General features: G+C 65.2%; 16 protein-coding genes and 1 tRNA gene. 12 read left to right on the forward strand and 5 right to left on the reverse strand.

Annotated elements, in window-relative coordinates; translation table 11 throughout:
* The first annotated feature begins 30 nt into the window (after positions 1-30).
* Together pstS (QXK92_RS24660) and QXK92_RS24665 are read left to right on the forward strand one after the other, a co-directional pair.
* On the forward strand, positions 31-1155 hold the full coding sequence (gene pstS, locus QXK92_RS24660; RefSeq protein WP_306245947.1) for a phosphate ABC transporter substrate-binding protein PstS: 1125 nt from the start codon (positions 31-33) through the stop codon (positions 1153-1155).
* Between the two features lie 263 nt (positions 1156-1418).
* Entirely contained in the window at positions 1419-3530 is a 2112-nt protein-coding gene (locus QXK92_RS24665) for a serine/threonine-protein kinase PknD (RefSeq protein ID WP_306245949.1), read from the forward strand.
* 6 nt (positions 3531-3536) lie between these two features.
* Here the strand turns inward: QXK92_RS24665 and pstA are convergent, their stop codons facing one another.
* The 3 genes from pstA to pstS (QXK92_RS24680) are packed head-to-tail and all read right to left on the reverse strand — an operon-like array spanning position 3537 to position 6547.
* Positions 3537-4448: a phosphate ABC transporter permease PstA gene (gene pstA, locus QXK92_RS24670; RefSeq protein WP_306245951.1), complete on the reverse strand. Its 912-nt coding sequence runs from the start codon at positions 4446-4448 to the stop codon at positions 3537-3539.
* Entirely contained in the window at positions 4445-5416 is a 972-nt protein-coding gene (gene pstC, locus QXK92_RS24675) for a phosphate ABC transporter permease subunit PstC (protein ID WP_306245952.1), read from the reverse strand. Before pstC ends, pstA begins: the two co-directional genes overlap by 4 nt.
* 12 nt (positions 5417-5428) lie before the next feature.
* Positions 5429-6547: a phosphate ABC transporter substrate-binding protein PstS gene (gene pstS, locus QXK92_RS24680; RefSeq protein WP_306245954.1), complete on the reverse strand. Its 1119-nt coding sequence runs from the start codon at positions 6545-6547 to the stop codon at positions 5429-5431.
* A 198-nt stretch (positions 6548-6745) separates the two neighbouring features.
* On the opposite strand from pstS (QXK92_RS24680), the gene QXK92_RS24685 reads away from it, so the two are divergent.
* From QXK92_RS24685 to QXK92_RS24730, 10 genes are all read left to right on the forward strand, one after another.
* The gene (locus QXK92_RS24685; protein WP_306245956.1) at positions 6746-6988 is read left to right on the forward strand and encodes a hypothetical protein; all 243 of its coding nucleotides are present in this window, start codon (positions 6746-6748) and stop codon (positions 6986-6988) included.
* Between the two features lie 524 nt (positions 6989-7512).
* Positions 7513-7935 (forward strand): PIN domain-containing protein, encoded by a 423-nt coding sequence (locus QXK92_RS24690; protein ID WP_306245958.1) that lies wholly within the window; start codon positions 7513-7515, stop codon positions 7933-7935.
* A gap of 123 nt (positions 7936-8058) precedes the next feature.
* Complete coding sequence (locus QXK92_RS24695; RefSeq protein WP_306245960.1) at positions 8059-8850, forward strand: SDR family oxidoreductase; 792 nt, start codon at positions 8059-8061, stop codon at positions 8848-8850.
* A 10-nt stretch (positions 8851-8860) separates the two neighbouring features.
* Positions 8861-9940 (forward strand): diacylglycerol kinase, encoded by a 1080-nt coding sequence (locus QXK92_RS24700; RefSeq protein ID WP_306245962.1) that lies wholly within the window; start codon positions 8861-8863, stop codon positions 9938-9940.
* A 95-nt stretch (positions 9941-10035) separates the two neighbouring features.
* The gene (locus tag QXK92_RS24705; RefSeq protein WP_306245964.1) at positions 10036-10743 is read left to right on the forward strand and encodes a flavodoxin family protein; all 708 of its coding nucleotides are present in this window, start codon (positions 10036-10038) and stop codon (positions 10741-10743) included.
* A 70-nt stretch (positions 10744-10813) separates the two neighbouring features.
* Positions 10814-12049, forward strand: coding sequence for an Nramp family divalent metal transporter (locus QXK92_RS24710; RefSeq protein ID WP_306245966.1), 1236 nt, complete (start codon positions 10814-10816; stop codon positions 12047-12049).
* Positions 12050-13120 carry a poly-gamma-glutamate hydrolase family protein gene (locus tag QXK92_RS24715; protein ID WP_306245968.1) on the forward strand — a complete coding sequence of 357 codons (1071 nt, stop codon included), beginning with the start codon at positions 12050-12052 and terminating at the stop codon, positions 13118-13120. It begins immediately after the preceding gene.
* Positions 13121-13126: 6 nt separating this feature from the next.
* The gene (locus QXK92_RS24720) at positions 13127-13951 is read left to right on the forward strand and encodes an LLM class F420-dependent oxidoreductase (RefSeq protein WP_306245970.1); all 825 of its coding nucleotides are present in this window, start codon (positions 13127-13129) and stop codon (positions 13949-13951) included.
* Positions 13952-14000: 49 nt separating this feature from the next.
* Positions 14001-14073, forward strand: a tRNA-Arg gene (locus tag QXK92_RS24725).
* Positions 14074-14321: 248 nt separating this feature from the next.
* The gene (locus QXK92_RS24730; protein WP_306245972.1) at positions 14322-15275 is read left to right on the forward strand and encodes a Rieske 2Fe-2S domain-containing protein; all 954 of its coding nucleotides are present in this window, start codon (positions 14322-14324) and stop codon (positions 15273-15275) included.
* A gap of 145 nt (positions 15276-15420) precedes the next feature.
* Here the strand turns inward: QXK92_RS24730 and QXK92_RS24735 are convergent, their stop codons facing one another.
* Both QXK92_RS24735 and QXK92_RS24740 read right to left on the reverse strand, forming a co-directional pair.
* Complete coding sequence (locus QXK92_RS24735; RefSeq protein ID WP_306245974.1) at positions 15421-16179, reverse strand: YoaK family protein; 759 nt, start codon at positions 16177-16179, stop codon at positions 15421-15423.
* A gap of 121 nt (positions 16180-16300) precedes the next feature.
* Complete coding sequence (locus tag QXK92_RS24740) at positions 16301-17461, reverse strand: acyl-CoA desaturase (protein ID WP_306245977.1); 1161 nt, start codon at positions 17459-17461, stop codon at positions 16301-16303.

Here is a 17461-nt window from a genome sequence, read left to right on the forward strand (position 1 = left end):
ATCGTGCTGCCGACCCCTCGAGGAGTTGCCGTGAAGTTCACTCGATCTGGCGTCGCGCTCGGCCTGCTGCTTGTCAGCGCACTGGTGCTGTCGGGATGTGGCGGCAACTCCGGCAAATCGGCGTCGTCCTCATCGAGTGCCGCGCCCGTAGTCCCGGTCAACTGCGGCGGCAAGAAGAAGATCCTCGCCGGCGGCTCGACCGCGCAGAAGAACGCGATGGAACAGTTCGTCTACGCCTACATCCATGCCTGTCCCGGCCACACCCTGGACTACGCCGCCAACGGCTCGGGCGCGGGGATGAAAGCGTTTCTCGGCAACGAGACGGACTTCGCCGGCTCCGACTCCCCGATGAACCCCGACAAGGGCGAGCCGGACCGGGCGCGCGAGCGCTGTGGTTCCCCGGCCTGGGACATTCCCGTCGTCTTCGGCCCGATCGCGGTGACCTACAACATCAACGGGATCAATTCCCTGAGCCTGGACGGACCCACCATCGCCAAGATCTTCAACGGCGCGATCACCAAGTGGGACGACCCGGCCATCAAGGCGCTCAATCAGAGCACCAACCTGCCGCCCACGCCGATCCACGTCGTGTTCCGTGCCGACCAGTCCGGCACCACCGACAACTTCCAGCGTTATCTCGACGCCGCCTCCAACGGCGCCTGGGGCAAAGGCACGGGACAGGCCTTCAACGGCGGCGTCGGCGAGGGCGCGGCGGGCAACGACGGCACGTCGCAGGCCATGAAACGAACCGACGGGTCGATCACCTACAACGAATGGTCGTTTGCGGTGGGCCACCAGCTGAACATGGCCCAGATCATCACCTCGGCCGGTCCGCAGGCGGTGTCGATCAGTGCGGAGACGGTGGGCAAGACGATCGCCGGAGCCACCTTCAAGGCCGGCAGTGACACCAACGACCTGATCGTCGACACGTCATCCTTCTACAAGCCGACTCAGGCGGGCGCCTACCCGATCGTGTTGGTCACCTACGAGATCGTCTGCTCGAAGTACCCCGACACTCCGACCGGCCAGGCGGTAAAGGCGTTCATGCAGGCCACAATTGGCGACGGACAGGTCGGTTTGGACGAGTACGGGTACATCCCGCTGCCGAACTCGTTCCAGTCCAAGCTGGTGCCGGTGGTCAACGCCATCGCGTGACCGGGAGTCATCGGGACACGTTGCGGGGCGGCAGGTTTAGCCCCAGGCAATGACTGTCATTGGCCAGCAACGGATTTCAGCGCGTATAATCTGGCGGCGGCGGCCGTGGCCCGGGGCGGGCCGTTACTCACTCGTGATTCAAAATTCATCCCGAGTCGCCGGATTTTGTTGTGTGCCTCCTCTCGGAGGATTTACCGTGTGTTAACCATCAGTTTCGGCGCGACGGCGCCGGTGGCGTCTGCCGGGCGAAGGGAGCATCGACGGTGACCAACACCGGGTCGGAATCGCGGGTGGGGTCACGCTTCGGGCCCTACCAGTTGGTGCGCCTCATCGGCCGCGGCGGCATGGGTGAGGTCTACGAGGCCGAGGACACCCGCAAGCACCGGGTGGTCGCACTGAAACTGATCTCCACGCAGTTCTCCAACAACCCGGTGTTCCGGTCCCGGATGCAACGCGAGGCCGACATCGCCGGTCGGCTCAACGAGCCGCACATCGTGCCGATCCACGACTACGGCGAACTCGACGGACATTTCTTCGTCGAGATGCGCCTGATCGACGGCGTATCGCTGCGGTCCTTGCTGACGCAGTTCGGGCCAATGGCCCCGGCCCGGACGGTCGCCATCATCCGCCAGGTCGCCGCGGCGCTGGACGCCGCGCACGCCAGCGGCATCACCCACCGCGACGTCAAGCCGGAAAACATTCTGGTCGCCCAGAACGACTTCGCCTATCTGGTGGACTTCGGCATCGCCCGCGCCGCGCACGACCCGAACCTGACGCAGAGCGGGATGGCGGTAGGTACCTACAACTACATGGCGCCGGAACGGTTCACCGGTGACGACGTCACCTACCGGGCCGACATCTATGCACTGGCGTGCGTGCTGGGTGAGTGCCTCACCGGGGCGCCGCCCTATCGCGCTGACAGCGTCGAACGACTGATCGCCTCGCACCTGATGGAGCCGGTCCCGCGGCCCAGCGTGATCCGCCCCGGCCGCGTTCCCGCCGCACTGGACCAGGTGATCGCCAAGGGCATGGCGAAGAACCCGAACGAGCGCTACATGACCGCCGGCGACCTGGCCATCGCGGCACACGAAGCGCTCAGCACGCCCGAACAGCGCCAGGAAGCCACCATCCTGCGTCAGGGCGACAACGAGACGTTGATGCTGCCGGCGGTCGATCCGGGCGCCGGTGGCTGGTCCAGCCAGGGCGGCTCCGGTTCGTACCCCAGCAGCCCGGCGACCATGCGGGCGCCGGTTCCCCCGTTCCGCACCGGCGACGAGACCATGGCGCAACCCTTGCCGTCCAACACCGGCGGGTGGCGCGAGCGACCCCGCAACAACTCCGACCAGTTCACCCAGGCCGCCCCGGTAGCGGCGGCCGGCTGGGCGAGCCATCCCGGCGTCGCGCCGTCGGGCCCGGTACCGATGGCCGCTCCGCCGCAGTATCAGCAGCCTTCCCAGCCGCACCCGACGGCGCCACCCGCGAAGCGCAAGTCCCGCAAGGCCCTGATCATCGGCGCCGCCGCCGCAGCCGTGCTGCTTGTGGTGATCGCTGCCACCGCGTTCTTCCTCACCCGGCCGGACGGCGGCGGGCCTTCGACGCAGAACGCGAAGGGACAGCAGGTGATGCCGTTCAACGGGCTGAACTTCCGCTTCGCCCCGGGCGGGGTCGCGGTGGACGGCAGCGGCACCGTCTATGTCACCAACCAGACCATGTACGGCCGCGTCGTGACATTGCCGGACGGATCCAACTCTCCGACGGTCAAGCCGTTCAACGGGTTGTACGAACCGCAGGGCATCGCCGTGGACGGCGCCGGCAAGATCTACGTCAGCGACTTCAACAATCGGGTGGTGGCACTGGCCGGCGGGTCGAACAACCAGGTGGTGCTGCCCTTCACCGGGCTCAACTACCCCGAGGGTGTCGCGGTGGACCCGCAGGGCAACGTCTACGTCGCCGACCGCGGCAACAACCGGGTGCTCAAGCTGGCGGCGGGCAGCAACACCCAGACCGAGTTGCCGTTCAACGGCCTGAAGAATCCCGACGGGGTGGCCGTCGACAGCGACGGCAACATCTACGTCACCGACACCGACAACAATCGCGTGCTGAAGCTCGATGCCGGGACCAGCAACCAGTCCGAGTTGCCGTTCACCGGAATGAGCGCGCCGTGGGGTATCACCGTCGACGGCGCGGGCAACGTCTACGTCACCGAACACGACAACAACGTGGTGGCGAAGTTGCCCGCCGGCGCGACGGCCTCGGTGGAGCTGCCGTTCAACGGCCTGAACACCCCGTTGTCGGTGGCCGTCGACAAGAAGGGCAACGTCTACGTCGCCGACCGCGGCAACGGCCGGGTGTTGCGACTACCGCCCGGTTCCTGAGCCGGGTCAGCGCTTCCGGGTGGCCAGGAACCGCATGCCCGCGGCCGAGAGGTTGATCGCGGCGACGATGATGATCAGGGTCAGCGCCGCCCCCCAGACGCGCAGGAAACCCGCGCGTTCGGGGTTGGTGAGCTCGGTATAGATCAGCAGCGGCAGCGAGGCCATGTTGCCATTGAAGATGTCGTAGTTGATCGACCGGCTGTAGCCCACCAGCACCAGCACCGGTGCCGTCTCGCCGATCACCCGGGCGACCGCCAGCAGTACCCCGGAGATGATGCCCGGCGTCGCGATGGGCGCCACGATCCGTACGATCGTCTTCCACTTCGGAACGCCCAGCGCATAACTGGCTTCGCGCAGTTCGTCGGGCACCAGCCGCAGCATCTCCTCGGTGGAGCGCACCACCACCGGCAACATCAGCAGGACCAGGGCCAATGCCACCGCGAACGCGCTCTGCTGGAATCCGAGCGTCGCGATCCAGAGGCTGAAGATGAACAAGGCAGCCACGATGGAGGGCACCCCGGCCAGCACGTCGACCATGAACGTCGTCACCCGTGCCATTCGGCTGGTGCCGTATTCGACCAGATAGACCGCGGTCATCAGCCCCAGCGGCACCGCGATCACCGCCGCCACTCCGGCCTGGGCCACCGTCCCATACAACGCCTGATAGACCCCGCCGCTGAACTCCTCGGGCAGCACGCCGCGCAGTGAATGCGTCCACCAGTCGGCCTGGACGACCGCGCGCCAACCACGTTCGATCACCACCCACAGCACCCAGATCAATGGCACCAGCGCGATGAGGAACGAGGCGAAGAAGAACACCGTCGCGGCGCTGTTCTTGATCCGGCGAGCCAGGCTCAACGGCCGGAACACCACCACCTTGACCGGCTGTTCGAGCGCGGTGGCACTGGGCTGGCTCATCCGTTGACCTTTCCGCCGGCGATCGCGCGAGCCGCGGCGTTGACCATGAATGTCAGCACGAACAAGGCGAAACCCGCGGAGATATACGCACCGGTCGGCAGCGGCGCACTGAATTCCGAAGCGGCCGAAGCGATTTTGGAGGCGAACGTGTAACCACCGTCGAACAGCGACCAGTTGCCCGGCTTGGCGGCCGATCGCAGGATGATCAGCACTGCCACTGTTTCGCCCAGCGCGCGACCCAGCCCCAGCATGGACGCGGCGATCACACCGCTGCGGCCGAACGGCAGCACGGTCATCCGCACCACCTCCCACTTCGTCGCGCCCAACGCCTGCGCCGCCTCGATCTGCATGGGCGGGGTCTGGCGGAACACTTCGCGCGACACCGAGGTGACGATCGGCAGGATCATCACCGCAAGGACGATGCTCGCGGTGAAGATCGTGCCGCCTCCGGCCAGTGAGACATTGCCGCTCTTGAATAGAAACAGCCATCCCAGGTTGTCGTTCAGCACCGTCGCGAGGGGCAGCAGCTTCGGGGCCAGAACGAAGATCCCCCACAAGCCGAAGATGATCGACGGCACCGCGGCCAGCAGATCGACCATGGCGCCGAATGGCCGCGCCAGCCGCTTGGGGGCGTACTGGGTGATGAACACGGCGATTCCGACGGCGATCGGCACCGCCAGCGCCAGGGCACTGATGGAGCTGAGCACGGTGACCATGAACAGGTCACGGATGCCGAAGGCCAGCTTGTCGGAGGAGGTGTCGAACTTCGCGCTGGTGAAGAAGTTCGCCTGATTGGCGCGCAACGACGGAATCGCCTTGATCAGGAGAAACACCGCGATCAGCAGGATTGCTGCCACGATGGTCGACCCGGCCGCCGAGGCGACCAACCTGAACAGGCGATCCGCCCGTCTTGCTGCGCGCGCATCCACCTCCGCTAGCGCATGCTTTGCTAGCGGGGCTTTGACCACGTGAACCTCAGATCAGGAGATCGCGTTGACCGCGGTCGACAGCCTCGACTTGAACGAGTCCGGGATGGGGACGTAACCGTTGTCACCCAACCCATTCTGGCCACCGCCGATGGTCGACTGCAGGAACGCCTTCACCGCCGTCCCGACCTGGGCGTCCGGGTACTTCGAGCAGACGATCTCGTAGGTGGCCAGCACGATCGGGTACGAACCGGGCTGGGTGGGCCGGTAGAACGAGAGCGTGTCGAGCACCAGGTCATTGCCCTGACCGGAAATTGTGGCCCCGGCGATCGTCTTACCCACCGAGTCGGTGCCGATGGCGACCGGCTCCGGGCCGGCCGAGGTGATGATCTTGGCCATGTTCAGGCGCTGGCCCTGGGCGAACGACCACTCGTTGTAGGTGATCGAGCCTTCGGTGTTCTTGATGGCAGCCGAGGTGCCGTCGTTGCCCTTGGCGCCTTCGCCGACGCCGCCCTTGAACGCCTTGCCGGCGCCCTTGCCCCATGCGCCGTTGGACGCGGCGTCGAGGTAGCGCTGGAAGTTGTCGGTGGTTCCCGACTCGTCGCTACGGAACACGACGTGAATCGGCGTGGCGGGCAGGTTCGTGCCCGAGTTGATGGCCGCGATCGCCGGGTCGTTCCAGCTGGTGATGGCACCGCTGAAGATCTTGGCCAGCGTGGGCCCGTCGAGATTCAGCGAACTGACGCCACCGATGTTGTAGGTGACCGCGATGGGCCCGAACACCACCGGCAGATTCCACGCCGGCGCGTCGCCGCAGCGCTTCTGCGCCGCCGCCGCCTCATCCTTGCTGAGCGGAGAGTCGGAGCCACCGAAATCGGTTTGGTTGCCGTTGAATTCGCTGATTCCGGCACCGGACCCGTTGCCGGTGTAGTTCAACGTCTGCCCGGGGCAGGCCGATTCGAACGCTTTGACGAACCGGGTCATCGCGTTGGCCTGAGCGGTGGAGCCACTGGCCTTCAGCGTCTTCTTGCCGCCGCAGCTCACGCTGCCCGACGAACCGCCCGACGTGCCTTGACCTCCCCCACCAGCGTTGTTGTCGCTACCGCATGCTGACAACACCAGTGCGCCTGAAGCCAGGACACCGAGCGCGGCGCCAAATCGGTTGAGTTTCAATTCACTTCCTATCGGTAGACATGAAACATACTAACCGCCGTCCCTCCGCCACGGCTTGTCCGACCAGACCCTTTCCTCACTCCCTTGCCGCTACATTAACAACCGGTAACGTACGGTGAAAGAGTCGACGAAAGCGACGTTGCGACCCTCCCGCACCCATCCCGCGACGGCAGGCTCGCCGGGCAGGACGCAGCCGGAATGGCACTGTCGGCGGAATACGTTGCGGCCAAACGTGATTCACGATATCCGATCTGGCCAACCAGCGGTGCGCAAGCTGAAGCCACCGGGCCGCGCCGTTGGCACCGGCGCCCGAACATTGGTGGCTTTCTCCTTCGCCAGAGGGACCCGTTGTTCCCCCTCGCGCTGTCGATCGATAAAACGACGTCGGGCCAATCCATTTCCGGCCTTCAATTGAATACCGGACGCGATTTCCAATCGTGACACCGTGGCCACGTGGGTGTCGATTCCGCGGGGACGGCGCGACCCAGCGCAGCTGCACACCCTTCCAGATGACAAAAGACTATGCACCAGTCCCGATTCAGTACATCATTACGACAGTGGAGGTTGGCCGCCGCAGATGCGCAGCAGCGCGGGACCACGTGGGAAGCATTACTTCCGCGCCACTTTTGTCCACGATCTGTGCAGCACCGCGCGGAGCAGTCGGAGTGTCCGGCCTAATTCTGCGCACCATTTCTCATTAGTCATGTCCATATCGTTTACAATGACTGCCGGTCATATAACTTTTCAATAACAAAGCCATTCCCATTCGCCGCTATTCGCGACATGCCCACTAACTTGGACGCTTACCCGTTCGGCTCAATGACGACCGACGGGAACCCGCTCGCGGGCATCTCCGCGACGTTCCGACATTCGCCCGCAGCGCCGTAGTTGCAGGGACGCGCCATTGTCGAAATACGCACTCACAGAGGGGAATTGATGATGCGCACCAAGAGAGGCGGCTCCGCGTGGCGTTGGTAGGGCGCTACCTCATCGACACCAGTGCCGCCGTCAGGATGTACCACCCGGAGGTGTCGCGCCGGTTGCGCGCGCTGCTCGACACCGGGGTTGTCGCCACCACCGCATCACTGGACGCGGAAGCGCTGTCCGCAGCCGAGGGGTTTGACGAATACGAGCAGCGGTTGGCCGAACACCGCACGACCCGCGAATATCTGCCGACCAATGACGAACACTGGCATACCGCCCTGGGCGCGCAGCGGGCATTGGCGAAAGCCGGTGCGCACGACGCGGTCGACATCACCGACCTGCTGACTGCCGCGCTGGCGTCGGCGCACAAAGTCGTCGTGGTGCACTACGACGACTGTTTCGAGACGGCCGCGACGGTATTGACGTTCCAGCACCGGTGGGTGATGCCGCGCGGCACCATCTAGCCGCGGCGGCAAGAGGCCTCCTGCGTTACGTTTCCCGGGCGGTGTGACAAAGTAGAACCTGTTACAGAAATCCTCCCGGGACGGCACACACCCGTTTCGGCCGTCAACTGAAGCGAGGCCCTCGTGATCCTCGACAGGTTCCGTCTGGACGACAAGGTCGCCGTCATCACCGGAGGCGGCCGCGGCCTGGGTGCGGCCATGGCACTGGCTTTCGCCGAAGCAGGCGCCGACGTCGTCATTTCGTCCCGAACACAGTCCCAGCTCGACGAAGTGGCCGAGCAGGTCCGGGCGACCGGCCGCCGCGCCCACGTCGTCACCGCCGACCTGGCACACCCGGAGGACACCGCCAGATTGGCGGGCGAGGCCGTCGAGGCGTTCGGCAAACTAGACATCGTCGTCAACAACGTCGGCGGCACGATGCCCAACACGCTGCTGACCACGTCGACGAAAGACCTCAAGGACGCGTTCACGTTCAACGTCGCCACGGCGCACGCCCTCACCGTCGCTGCCGTGCCGCTGATGCTCGAGCACTCCGGCGGAGGCAGCATCATCAACATCACGTCGGCCATCGGCCGGCTGGCCGGACGGGGTTTCGCCGCCTACGGCACCGCCAAGGCCGCGCTGTCCCACTACACCCGCCTGACGGCGCTGGACCTGTGCCCGCGCATCAGGGTCAACGCGATCGCACCGGGATCGATTCTCACGTCGGCGCTCGACGTCGTGGCGGGCAATGACGAGCTCCGGACACCGATGGAGAAGGCGACGCCACTGCGCCGTCTCGGCGATCCGGTCGATATCGCCGCTGCTGCAGTCTATTTGGCTTCACCCGCCGGCGGCTTCCTGACTGGGAAGACGCTTGAGGTCGACGGCGGCCTCACCTACCCCAACCTCGACATCCCCGTCCCCGATCTGTGAGGAGCCGACCATGGCAATACGCGTCGCCCAGCTTGGCACCGGCAATGTCGGCATCCATTCACTGAAAGCGCTGATCACCAACCCGGAATTCGAGCTCACCGGCGTCTGGGTTTCCTCGGATGCCAAGGCGGGCAAGGACGCCGCCGAACTCGCGGGCCTCGACGGGGCAACGGGAGTGCTGGCCACCACTGACCTGGACGCCGTACTGGCCACCAAACCACAGTGCGCCGTCTACAACGCCATGGCTGACAACCGCCTGCCCGAGGCGCTGGAGGACTACCGCCGCGTTCTGGCGGCCGGCGTCAACATCGTCGGCAGCGGCCCGGTCTTCCTGCAGTACCCGTGGCAGGTCTTGCCGGAGGAGCTGATCAAACCGATCGAAGACGCTGCACGCGAAGGCAATTCGAGCCTCTTCGTCGGCGGCATCGATCCGGGCTTCGCCAACGACCTGCTGCCGATGGCCTTGGCCGGCACCTGTCAGAGCGTCGAGCAGATCCGTTGCATGGAGATCGTCGACTACGCGACCTATGACAGCGCCGTCGTCATGTTCGACGTGATGGGTTTCGGCAAACCGCTCGAGGAGACTCCGATCCTGCTGCAACCCGGGGTACTGAGTCTTGCCTGGGGATCGGTGGTGCGCCAACTTGCTGCGGGCCTTGGCATTTCGCTCGACGAGGTCACCGAGAAGTATCAACGGGTGCCGGCGCCGGAGGCCTTCGACATCGCCTCGGGCCACGTCCCCGAAGGCAGTGCCGCGGCGTTGCGGTTCGAGGTGCTCGGCATGGTGGACGGCCGCCCGGCGGTCGTCCTCGAACACATCACGCGGTTGCGGGAAGACCTGTGCCCGGACTGGCCGCAGCCCGCGCAGCCCGGGGGTTCCTATCGGGTCGAGATCACCGGTGAACCGTCGTATGCCATGGACATCTGCCTGAGCAGCCGGCGCGGCGATCACAACCATGCCGGGTTGGTCGCCACCGCGATGCGGGTGGTCAACGCGATTCCTGCGGTGGTGGCCGCGCCTTCCGGGATCCGCACCACCCTTGATCTGCCGCTGATCCCCGGTCGCGGTCTCTATCTGCCGGCTGACTGATTGCCCGCCCCCGGGCTTGGTGGCCGCGGTTCCGGACACCGGTATTCTCACCGCCAAAACGCCACCACTAACCCGGACGGGCAGGTAAGCACACCTTGACTTCTGACAACAGCCTCCGCGCCCTGTTCATCAACGCGACCCTGAAACGCTCACCGGAACTCAGCCACACCGACGGCCTGATCGAACGCAGCGCCGGCATCATGCGCGAGCAGGGCGTCGAGGTCGACAGCCTGCGCGCAATCGACCATGACATCGCCACCGGGGTATGGCCGGACATGACCGAACATGGTTGGGAGACAGACGAATGGCCCACCCTCTACCAACGGGTGTTGGCCGCCGACATCCTGGTGCTGTGCGGGCCCATCTGGCTGGGCGACAACAGTTCGGTGATGAAGCGCGTCATCGAGCGTCTTTACTCGTGCTCGCACCTGCTCAACGACGCGGGGCAGTACGCCTACTACGGACGGGTGGGCGGGTGCCTGATCACCGGCAACGAAGACGGCGTGAAGCACTGCGCGATGAACATTCTCTACAGCCTGCAACACCTCGGGTACACGATCCCACCGCAGGCCGACGCGGGCTGGATCGGCCCGGCCGGCCCGGGGCCGTCCTACCTCGATCCCGGCTCAGGCGGCCCGGAGAACGACTTCACCAACCGCAATACGACGTTCATGACCTACAACCTGATACACGTGGCGCGGATGCTGAAGGCCAACGGCGGCATCCCTGCCGAGGGCAATCAGCGCACCGAGTGGGACGCCGGCTGCCGGCCGAGTTTCGCTAATCCCGAATATCGGAGCTGACCTGCCCGATGCCGGTGGCCGTCCCGGTTTCGGCTAACCTAACTTTTTACTTCGAACGGCAGGTCCACAGTTGGCGCAGGACACCACGGTCACCGGCAGCACCGATAGAGCGGGCTGGTATCTGCTGGGTCCTGCCTTCGTCGCCGCGATCGCCTACGTCGACCCCGGGAACGTCGCCGCCAACGTCAGCTCGGGCTCCAAGTTCGGCTACCTGCTGCTGTGGGTCATCGTCGGCGCGAACGTGATGGCCGGCCTGGTGCAGTACCTGTCGGCCAAGCTCGGGCTGGTCACCGGGCATTCGCTCCCGGAAGCGATCGGGCGTGGAATGGGGCGGCCCGCCCGGCTGGCGTACTGGGCGCAGGCCGAGATCGTCGCCATGTCGACCGATGTGGCAGAGGTGATCGGTGGCGCCATCGCGCTGCGCATCCTGTTCGGGTTGCCGCTACCGCTCGGCGGGCTGATCACCGGCGCCATCTCCCTGGTGCTGTTGCTGATCAAGGACCGCCGGGGCCAGCGTCTGTTCGAGGCTGTCATCACCGGATTGCTGTTGGTGATCGCCCTCGGTTTCACGGCCAGCTTCTTCGTCGCCACCCCACCGGCGGGCGAGGTGATGTCCGGGCTGGTGCCACGCTTCCAGGGAACGGAAAGCGTGCTGCTGGCCGCCGCGATTCTGGGCGCCACCGTGATGCCGCATGCGGTGTACCTGCATTCCGGACTCTCCCGCGACCGGCATGGGCGGCCCGAGGCCGGCACGCCGCGACGGCGGTTGCTGCGCATCACGCGCTGGGACGTCGGGGTGGCGATGGTGATCGCCGGCGGGGTGAACGCGGCGATGCTGCTGGTCGCCGCATACAACATGCGCGGCCACGGAGACGTGGCCTCCATCGACGACGCGTACGCCGCGGTGCGCGACACGATGGGGCCGACCATCGCGGTGCTGTTCGCCATCGGATTGTTGGCATCGGGTCTGGCGTCGTCCTCGGTGGGCGCCTACGCCGGAGCGATGATCATGCAGGGGTTGCTGCACTGGTCGGTGCCGATGGTGGTGCGCCGCCTGGTGACGCTGGGTCCCGCGGTGGCGCTGCTCGCGTTGAACGTGGACCCCACCCGCACGTTGGTGCTCTCCCAGGTGGTGCTGTCATTCGGGATTCCGTTCGCGGTGTTGCCGCTGGTCCGTCTCACCGCCAATCGGAAACTGATGGGCGCTGACGCCAACCACCCCGCCACAACGGCCGTTGGATGGGTGGTCGCGGTGATGATTAGTCTGCTTAACGTGGCACTGATCTATCTGACGGTGACAGGCTGAATGCCGGTCCGCCGGCACCTGTATTTCGCATACGGATCGAACCTGTGCGTGCGGCAGATGGCGGCACGCTGTCCCGATGCCGGTGACCCTCGCCCGGCGGTCCTCTCCGATCACGACTGGCTGATCAACGAGCGCGGCGTGGCCACGGTCGAACCGTGTGCGGGAGGTGAAGTGCACGGGGTGCTCTGGCGGCTCTCCGATCGTGATCTGACCGTCCTGGACAGCGCCGAGGGTGTACCGGTGCGCTACCGGCGCGACCAGATGAACGTGCACACCGACTCGGGGCCGTCACCGGCGTGGGTCTACATCGACCATCGGGTGACACCCGGGCCGCCGCGGCCGGGTTACCTCTCGCGCATCATCGACGGCGCTGTTCACCATGGGCTGCCGCAGCGCTGGATCGATTTTCTGCGCCGCTGGGATCCGACCCGGTGGCCGACGCCCCTGTCCTCCGATGGGACTGGGCCACAGTCTCTTTCGGAGTTGTTGAGCGAGCCGGGCATGGTGGAGCTGAGCCGGTTGCGCTCGCGGTTCGGCTTTCTCGCCATCCACGGCGGCGGGCTCGAGCAGATGACCGACATGATCGCCGAACGTGCCGCCGAGGAAGCCGGCGCCTCGGTGTATGTGCTGCGCCATCCCGACCGCTACCCGCACCACCTGCCGTCGTCACGGTTCGATCCGGCCGAGTCGGTTCGGCTGGCCGAGTTCCTCGACCACGTCGACGTCGTCGTCTCGCTGCACGGCTACGGCAGGATCGGCCGAAGCACGCAACTGCTTGCCGGAGGACGCAACCGCTCGCTGGCTGCGCACCTGGCCGGACATGTACGGCTGCCGGGTTATGAGGTCGTCACCGATCTCGACGCCATCCCTTCGGCCCTGCGAGGCCTGCATCCGGACAACCCGGTGAACCGGGTCCGGGGCGGGGGCGCACAGCTGGAACTGCCGGTTCGGGTCCGGGGTTTGAGCCCGCGCAGCCCTCTCCCGGGAGCGGACGGCTGGTCGCCGGTCACGTCCAGTTTGGCGCATGGGTTGGCGGCGGCGGCGCGTTCCTGGCAGTTGGCTACGGATTGATGGAGGTTGTTGGTGGACAAGGATTTTCGTTTCGGTTTGAGCATCCGATACTTCAGGTCGCGGGAGGCGCTGGTGGACATCGCCAAGCGGGCCGAGGACGTGGGATTCGACGTGCTGTGCGTACCAGACCATCTGGGTGCGGCCGCACCGTTTCCCACGCTGACAGCGGCGGCGATGGTCACCGAGCGCATCCACCTGAGCATGTACGTGCTGAATGCCGCGTTCTACAAGCCGGCGCTGCTGAGCCGCGATATCGGGGCGCTGGACATTCTCAGCGATGGACGGCTGGAGGTGGGACTCGGAACCGGTTACGTCCGAGAGGAATTCGAGGCTGCCGAACTTCCGTATCCCAGTGCCGGTGCGCGCGTTGACTATCTGCAGCACATGACGGAATACCTGACCGAGCATCACCCGCGGGTCCCGATCATGATCGCCGGTAGCGGCGACCGGGTGATGAGACTGGCCGCCCGGCATGCCGACATCATCGGACTCACCGGCGCCAAGGTGCGCGACGTCGAAGACCCGCTGGCCGAGCGCATCGAGTTCGTCCGCACTGCGGCGGGTGACCGGTTCAGCGCGCTGGAGCTGAATCTGGTGATCACCGCGGTGCCCGGCCAGGGTGAGACCATGCCCAATCTGTCCCTGACCCGCCGCAACGCACCGGATCTCCCCGAGGAGGAGTTGCTGGCCATGCACTCGGTGCTCAGCGGATCACCGCGCGAGATGGCGGAGAAACTGGTGGGCCACCGGGAGAAATACGGCGTCACCCACTTCACGGTGCAGGACAACCACATCGACAACTTCGCCAATGTGATCGCCGAACTGCGCTGATCAGTGAGCCGTCGGCGGCCGGCGGCCCGCCCGGTAAGCTCAGCCCGTCGCCCCCGTAGCTCAGGGGATAGAGCACGGCTCTCCTAAAGCCGGTGTCGCAGGTTCGAATCCTGCCGGGGGCACATTTTGCCTGTATTAGCTCGGCTGATGCGTGACATTTCGCCTCCGGGTGATGCCTGACAGTGTTTCGGCTGATGCGTGACAGTTGTTTCGGTTGATTCGTGACACTCCCCTGATGAGGGAGCTGAGCGTCGCCGCGCCGCCATATCAGTCGCTATCAGCGGATCCGCCAGCATCCGGCCCCGCATCCCCCGCCCGCCTAAATTTACTATTATAGGAAAATTGGGCAACCGGCCGGAAAGGTCGCACCATGTCGCAGCGCTTTCCCTTCGCGGACTATCCCAAGGGATGGTTTCAGGTCGCCTACAGCCACGAGGTCACCGAGGGCGCCGTCATCTCGCTGCGCTACTTCGGCACGCAGCTCGTCTGCTATCGGGGCGACTCGGGCACCGCACACGTCCTCGACGCCTACTGCCCACATCTCGGCGCAGATATCGGAGTCGGCGGCACCGTGCGCGAGGACTGCGTCGTATGCCCCTTCCACGGCTGGTCCTTCGACGGCAACGGGAGCAACGTCGATATCCCCTACACCAAACGGCCCAACCCGACTGCCAGACTCCGCAGCTGGCCCACCGCCGAGCGGGCCGGCATCATCTTCGTCTGGCATTCGTCCCGCAGCGGGGAGCCCGAGTGGGAGTTGCCCAAAATACCGGAGGCCGACGATGCGGGTTTCACCTTCTACGCGCCCGACCACGCACGGTGGAGATTTCGCTCGCACCCGCAAGAGGTCTTCGAAAACACAGTCGACATAGCCCATTTCGCCACCGTGCACGGAGTCTCGGCGTTCGGCGCCCTCGACGTCGAACAGGACGGACACCTGTTCCGCGCGGTCGCCGAGGTCAACTTCGAGACGCCCCGCGGCCCAGTGTCCGGCGCGGTGGACTCCGAGCTCTTCGGGATGGGCATTGACGTCGTGCGGCATCGCGGCCTGGGTCGTTCGTGCACCATCCTCACCGTCACCCCCATCGACGGCGAACACGTCGAAGCGCGTTACACGTTCTTCGTGGCTGTGCAGCCCGATACAGGCGAGATGACGAAGATGGGGATGGGTTTCGCGCGCGACTTCTGCAAACAGATCGAGCAGGACATCCCTATCTGGGAGAACAAGATCTACCGCGATCGACCGAAGCTGGCGCAGGGCGAATCAGCGATCATGCAGTTCCGAGAATGGGCCCTGCTCTCCTACGAACCAGGCGGACACTGACCGGCGGCCTCGAATCGGCGATCGATTCGCCGAACGTGAACTCTGGGAGAGAATTTTGGCTCGCGGCCGCCGTCACGTCACGCTCGGCGAATCGGCGAATCGGCGAAGCGGCGAAGCGGCGGCGACGCGGTCACGATGACGCCGTTCAGGCGTTCACCGACTCAGCCGCGGCTTCGTCGGATTCGCGGCGACGGCGGCTGTGCAGCAGGCAGCCGGCGGCGACGGCAACGCACGTTACTGCGGGAATGATCAGCGCGTATCCACCCAGTGGGCCACCGACGAGCAGTCCGATCACGCCCCCGGTAAGGAAGAGCACGAACGTCACGGACAGCACCGCGCCCTTCCACTTCTCCAGCCCGTGCTCGCGACTGCGGCCGATCATCAGGCCGAGATCGGTGATGGTGCCGGTGAAGTGGGTGGTGCGCACCGCCATGCCGCGGAAGCTGGACGTCAACCCGTTCTGCATACCGAGGGCGGTGGCGGCACACACCGCCTGAACGATGGGTTGCTCCATACCGAGGGTGTCCAGCAGCGCCCTGACCGGAGTGTCTTCCAGCCCGGCGGCAGCCAGAGCGAGCAGCGTGGCCTCGAAGATCAACAGCGCGGCATGGCGCGGACCAGCCTGCGCCCGCGTCGGGGCCAGCACCGCTCCCGCGATTGCCGCCCCGAACAGAAACCCGAAAATGATGGCAGCGAGCAAATGGCCCTCGTAGAGCCAGGGATTCGCCGTATTCATTCCCAGCTGGGTCGTGGCCGCGGTCACGTTCGCCACCGGAAACGCCAACAACAAGATGGCGACCGCGTTGACGAAACCCGCCGTCAGGGCGAGCACCGCGCTGTAACCGAGGACAACCCAGCGGGGAAGCGTCCCGCCTTCATCGGCAGGTTCCATCCACCACTGCATTTCCGGAAGATACCCACACGCTTTGGTACCTAATCGTTTTCGGTCGACAAACCTTCGGTAAACGGCTTGTTTCCGAATATCAGAATTTGGCCTGAATTGATTGACTCGGGAATGCCCCGGGTCAGGCGGCGAGCGCTTCCCGCCGCGGCCTGGCGAAGATCACCTCGCGGATTACCGAGGGTCGCATGGCTTCCGACGCCTTACGCCCGAAGTCGTTGGGCAGCGACAGCCGGAAGACCTTCTTCCATGCCGACGCGACTTGGCGCGGCAGTGAGCCGGTGGTGTAGGTCAGCCCGTAACGCTCGAACAACTCCTGCACCTTCGGCGCGATCTCCTGATAGCGGTTGCTGGGCAGATCTGGGTACAGGTGGTGTTCAATCTGGAAGGACAGGTTGCCAGTCATGAAGTGCAGGAACGCATTTCCCGAAATGTTGGCCGATCCGAGCATTTGCCGCAGGTACCACTGACCACGGGTCTCACCGTCGATGGAGGTCTTCTCGTAGGTCTGCACGCCCTCGGGGAAGTGTCCACACATGATCACCGAGTGGGTCCACAGATTGCGCACGAGATTGGCGGTGAGGTTGGCGGTCAGGGTCGTGACGGCCGAGGGGCCGGACAGCACCGGGTGCAGCACGTAGTCGCGCAGCACGTGCTTGCGCACCTTGGCCAGCACCTTCTTACCCTGCCGCCGAAATTCCTCTTTGTCGCTGCGACCTTGCAGGTACTTGCCGATTTCCAGGTCGTATGCGGCTATTCCGTACTGGAAAAGGCAAGCATTGATGAAATTCCACAACGGTTGGGCCACATAAAATGGCTTCCACCGCTGATTCTCGTCGACCCGCATGATTCCGTACCCCAGATCGTGGTCCTTGCCAAGGACATTGGTGTACGTGTGGTGCACCTCGTTGTGCGAGTGCTTCCACATCTCCGACGGCGAGGCGTTGTCCCATTCCCAGGTTGTCGAGTGGATCTTCGGATCGCGCATCCAGTCCCACTGACCATGCATCACGTTGTGGCCGATCTCCATGTTCTCGACGATCTTCGAGATCGACAGTCCCACAGTGCCGATCAGCCAGGCGGGCGGAAACATCGAGAACAGCAGCACAGCGCGACTGGCCAGTTCCAGGCGCCGCTGGCCGTCGATCACGCTGCGGATGTAGGCGGCATCACGCTCGCCCCGGCCCGCCAACACATTCTCGCGGATGGCGTCGAGTTCGCGACCCAGGCTCTCGATGTCCTCGTCGGACAGGTGGGCCGTCGGATTCGTTTGCATTGCAGTCAT

Source organism: Mycobacterium sp. TY815 (assembly GCF_030755135.1).
Taxonomy (GTDB): Bacteria; Actinomycetota; Actinomycetes; order Mycobacteriales; family Mycobacteriaceae; genus Mycobacterium.

Coding starts and splice junctions, on each gene's coding strand:
- QXK92_RS24730 (WP_306245972.1), top strand. CDS start 14,322: ATGTCGCAGCGCTTTCCCTTCGCGGACTATCCCAAGGGATGGTTTCAG.
- QXK92_RS24735 (WP_306245974.1), bottom strand. CDS start 16,179: ATGCAGTGGTGGATGGAACCTGCCGATGAAGGCGGGACGCTTCCCCGC.
- QXK92_RS24685 (WP_306245956.1), top strand. CDS start 6,746: ATGGCACTGTCGGCGGAATACGTTGCGGCCAAACGTGATTCACGATAT.
- QXK92_RS24740 (WP_306245977.1), bottom strand. CDS start 17,461: ATGACTGCAATGCAAACGAATCCGACGGCCCACCTGTCCGACGAGGAC.
- QXK92_RS24715 (WP_306245968.1), top strand. CDS start 12,050: ATGCCGGTCCGCCGGCACCTGTATTTCGCATACGGATCGAACCTGTGC.
- pstA (WP_306245951.1), bottom strand. CDS start 4,448: ATGAGCCAGCCCAGTGCCACCGCGCTCGAACAGCCGGTCAAGGTGGTG.
- QXK92_RS24700 (WP_306245962.1), top strand. CDS start 8,861: ATGGCAATACGCGTCGCCCAGCTTGGCACCGGCAATGTCGGCATCCAT.